This window comes from Halobacillus sp. BBL2006 (assembly GCF_000786645.1).
Classification (GTDB): domain Bacteria; phylum Bacillota; class Bacilli; order Bacillales; family Halobacillaceae; genus Halobacillus.
The window spans coordinates 1-4,097 of sequence record NZ_JRNX01000728.1; the positions used below are offsets into that span (position 1 = coordinate 1).

5 protein-coding genes are annotated in these 4,097 nt (G+C 38.9%); 2 read left to right on the forward strand and 3 right to left on the reverse strand.

What is annotated here, in order from left to right:
• Positions 1-48 precede the first annotated feature (48 nt).
• Together LD39_RS18910 and LD39_RS18915 are read right to left on the reverse strand one after the other, a co-directional pair.
• Positions 49-525: a DUF456 domain-containing protein gene (locus LD39_RS18910; RefSeq protein WP_035551769.1), complete on the reverse strand. Its 477-nt coding sequence runs from the start codon at positions 523-525 to the stop codon at positions 49-51.
• Between the two features lie 111 nt (positions 526-636).
• A complete protein-coding gene (locus LD39_RS18915) occupies positions 637-1,641 on the reverse strand; it encodes an aldo/keto reductase (protein ID WP_035551772.1) in 1,005 nt (334 codons plus the stop codon).
• Between the two features lie 259 nt (positions 1,642-1,900).
• Between LD39_RS18915 and LD39_RS18920 the strand changes: the two genes are divergently transcribed.
• Complete coding sequence (locus LD39_RS18920) at positions 1,901-2,482, forward strand: hypothetical protein (RefSeq protein WP_035551775.1); 582 nt, start codon at positions 1,901-1,903, stop codon at positions 2,480-2,482.
• 465 nt (positions 2,483-2,947) lie between these two features.
• Positions 2,948-3,379 carry an NUDIX hydrolase gene (locus LD39_RS18925; protein ID WP_035551778.1) on the forward strand — a complete coding sequence of 144 codons (432 nt, stop codon included), beginning with the start codon at positions 2,948-2,950 and terminating at the stop codon, positions 3,377-3,379.
• Positions 3,380-3,386: 7 nt separating this feature from the next.
• Here the strand turns inward: LD39_RS18925 and LD39_RS18930 are convergent, their stop codons facing one another.
• A complete protein-coding gene (locus LD39_RS18930) occupies positions 3,387-3,800 on the reverse strand; it encodes an ion channel (protein WP_035551781.1) in 414 nt (137 codons plus the stop codon).
• Between the last annotated feature and the right edge of the window lie 297 nt (positions 3,801-4,097).

Genomic DNA, 4,097 nt, shown 5'->3' on the forward strand with positions numbered 1-4,097 from the left:
AAACAACCAAAAAAAGAAGGTGTCCTGCTCAATGGCAGGGCACCTTCTTTATATCTCAAAAAAGAACCAAACGATCATAATAATTTGAATGATGATTTTAGCAACGGTTCCACTTAGAAATCCAAATAATGAACCTATTGCAGCTTTGAAAGCTTCGTTAGATGACCGTTTTTGAATCAATTCCGTAGCAATAACAAGAACAAAAGGAATGATGAGAATCCCAAGTGGCGGGATGATGAAAGAACCGACAATGACACCGACTGCAGCCATTCGCTCCCCCCATTTACTTCCTCCATAACGCTTAACGAAGTAACTATTTGCAATAATATCAGAAACAATTAATATAACGGTTAATACGATCATTCCTATCCAGAAAAACCATGAAAGCGGGTCTCCATCCAGGAAGAAAAAGTAAGCGAGAAAACCGATCCACAGCACGAGGGGAGCTGGTATGATCGGGAATACCACGCTGGCAAAACTGGCTATAAAACACGCGATAATGATGACCCAAATAATGATATCCATAAGCGGACCTCCTGATTCACTAGTTTCTATTGTTAGTACGAATACTCTCTCATAAAGGTTCCCAAAAATTAAATGGCCGGACTATAAAAAAGTCCGGCGCTTAATGATGATTTATTTTAATCCTAATTCTTGGCGATCTGGCGGAGCCATGAATTCCGGACCAACAGGGTCTTTAACGTGCTTCAGCAAAATCTCATCAATGTCATGCATCGTTTCTTCATCAACCTTGAAATCCTCTACTTCCTGCACAGGATCAAGCTGGTCTGGACGTCGGCCTCCCATTAGTGCAATACCGGAGCCTGGCTGGTCAAGGACCCAACGTAATGCTAAATGAAGGACGCTCTTTCCATAACGATTCTGCGCTAATTGCTCCAGTTCATGAACAGCATTCAAGTATTGCTTGAACCTGGGCTGTTGGAATTTAGGATCATTATTTCTTAAATCGTCACCTTCGAATTCCCTGTCTGAAGACATTTTACCTGACAGCATACCGCGGCACAGCGAGCCGTAAGAGACAGTGGTGATGTCATGATCTTTGGTGTATGGCAAGGTCTTTTCTTCAATTTCTCTTTCAAACATATTGTAAGGGGGCTGCAGGGTATGGATAGGTGCAGCTTCTCGGAACGTATCCATCTGCTCTGGACTGAAGTTACTGACCCCAATCGCTCGGATTTTTCCTTGTTTATAAAGGTAGTGAAGAGCTTCAGCTGTTTCGTGAATTGGTGTTACGGGATCAGGCCAATGAACCTGGTACACATCAATGTAATCGGTTTGCAGTCGTTTTAACGAATCCTCAACTTCCTGGTGGATGCGTTCTTTGCTTGCGTTACGAAAAACGCTTTCATCATTCCAATCAATTCCGGTCTTCGTCGCTAACAACAAGTCTTCTCTTTTTCCGGATTGTTGAACGGCTTTTCCGATGATCTCCTCTGAACGACCGAAGCCGTAAGCAGGTGCCGTGTCGATGAAGTTAATTCCTTGGTCCAGCGCTGTGTGGATTGTACGGATCGATTGATCTTCATCCGTTCCGCCCCACATCCAGCCTCCAATGGCCCAAGTACCAAGACCAATACGGCTTGCCTTTATTTCTGTATTACTAATGTTGATCATTTCCATTCTTAAACACCTCCAAAGCGTTCTGAAAGTATGTACCCGGGATTGAAATACACTAATCATTTCAATGCTTAACTTGTTTAGTTGCGATAATTTTCATAGAGTGCATGTTATGTGATTTCTTATTTGCCGATGAGCAAGGTGTTTTATTTACCAACATTCCATAAGTAACTGGAATTATTTCAATTTAATTACAAAAATACGTTTAAATGTAACAAAAAACCGAAACACAATCTATGTAACTACTAAAAGGAGGTTAAAAATGATTAAGAAATTTCCAGTTGTTGTAGTCGCTTGTTTGGTATTTGTAGGGATGTCTGCGCCGGTTTTTGCTCAGAGTCACGGGGAACCGCCGGTAAAAAAATTGGAGCAGCAATTCAATGACTTCTTCACTCTTGAAACCACAGATGATGGAGAAGTGAAAAAGTATGACTCCATGGATCGATTAGAAGAAGAAATGAAAAGCATTATGGTCTGGCCGCTTGCAGATCGTTACTTAGAAACTTACTTTTATGAAGAAAATGGCAAGCTATATTTAAAAGCTATGGATGGTCCAGTTAAATTGGATCTCGATAAGGAATATCATATGGAAAAAGTCGATGAAAATCACTATACGGTGACTCAAGATCGAGAAGGTGCTCAGTATGGAAAACATACAGTTAAAATTAATTACAGTTATGAAGCAGGAAAATGGGTTTTGGAAGACCGAAGCCGAATGGAGAGAGAGAAAGGCGGCGAAATGCCTGATACCTCGACTTCTCTTCCTGTGAAGACGGCATCAGGTCTTCTTCTTACTGTAGTAGGGGCCCTTCTACTTGCAGGACGTAAACGTCTGAAAGTTTAATTAGTCCAAGTAAAAGCTCGCCATCCGGGCGAGCTTTTCTTTTTTGAATTTTATTTAATTAAGTGTCTTGGAAAACAGTTTTCAACATAAGGGTGTCTTATCACAACAAAGGATCAGCTTCATTCCTTGGTAGATATATTATATAGTTAAATAGATCGGGGGAGATTAAAATTAGAAAAGTAAATATTGGATTGGTATTCATATTATCGAGTGCCATAATATATGGATCTACATTGATTGCGGCATCTGTTTATTCGCAAGTTCTGTCGCAAGAGGGTGGGAAGGGATGGGATCGAAGTTATGGAATTTTTGGAACCGCTCTTATAGAGATAGGCATACTTCCAATAGTTCTATCCATTCTATTATTAATCACAGGGGTACTTTTCATCGTTACATATTTAAGGGAAGAATAAGGATTTCTTACTCATAAGGGTATTCTAAATTCAATAGAAATGAGGAACTCAATTGGAACAGAAAACGAAAGATATTAAAACTCCGCCAAAACATATTGTGTCAGCAGCTACAATTGTACTCAATGAACAAAAGGAAATTCTATTAATTAAGGGACCTAAAAGAGGATGGGAAATGCCGGGTGGACAAGTTGAAGAAGGCGAATCTTTAAAGGGTGCTGCCATAAGAGAAACAAAAGAAGAAACAGGTGTGGATATTGAGGTGGTAAAGTTTTGTGGGTTATTTCAAAATGTGAAAGACTCCATTTGTAATTCCCTGTTTTTAGCTAAGCCGGTTGGAGGACAATTAACCACCTCTCCAGAAAGTTTGGAGGTAGGGTTTTATCCTATCCAACAGGCTTTGCAAATGGTAACGTTTATGAATTTCAGAGAAAGAATTGAATTCTGCTTAAATGAAAGTACACAACCATTTTGTATAGAGTTCTAAGATATGGTTAGGATTCTTCTTCTTTTCTTGAATTCGATCGTTCGAGTGCTTTGATGAAGTAGGCGGTTGGCATTAGTATACCGATCATCGATTCTATGAGAGCAAAAAAACGGGTAATTCCAATTGGAATCATATCTCCATAACCTACACTCATTAGTGTTTCTCCGCTGAAGTATAAGAAATTGAGAAAGCTTGGCTCGATTGGTGTACGAGAAGAAAGGCTTTGTATTAATACGACTTCTTTTATTGATAACAGATAATAAAGCAATCCAAATCCTACCAATACACCTGTTAATACGAAGAATAGTTTTAAGAAAAGGGAAGAGCTGAAATAGCTTTGACGATAGGTCTTATTCCGGAAAAAGTAGACTAAGTTAAATGCAATAAATAAAATTGTAGCTCCTACTAAGATGTTAATCACTTTGATCACCTTCAAATATAGTATTTAATACCCATACCCGTGGGTGATTCGTTAGTAAACCTACAATCTTAAGTATATAGTCGTTTTAACGGAGGAAATGTAACAGCATTGTCAGTGAAATCAGAAATGTTAATTCGAATAGAAGTTACATTGTGTAACGAAATTTCTGTATACATAGTTCTTATCATTACTTTACTTTGTGCCTTCCTCATATCACTCTCTGCAATAACTCTATATTCTTCAGGATAAATAGTCGATGTGTATGGACTAACAGGAGATGCTTTTTTTCATTTTATT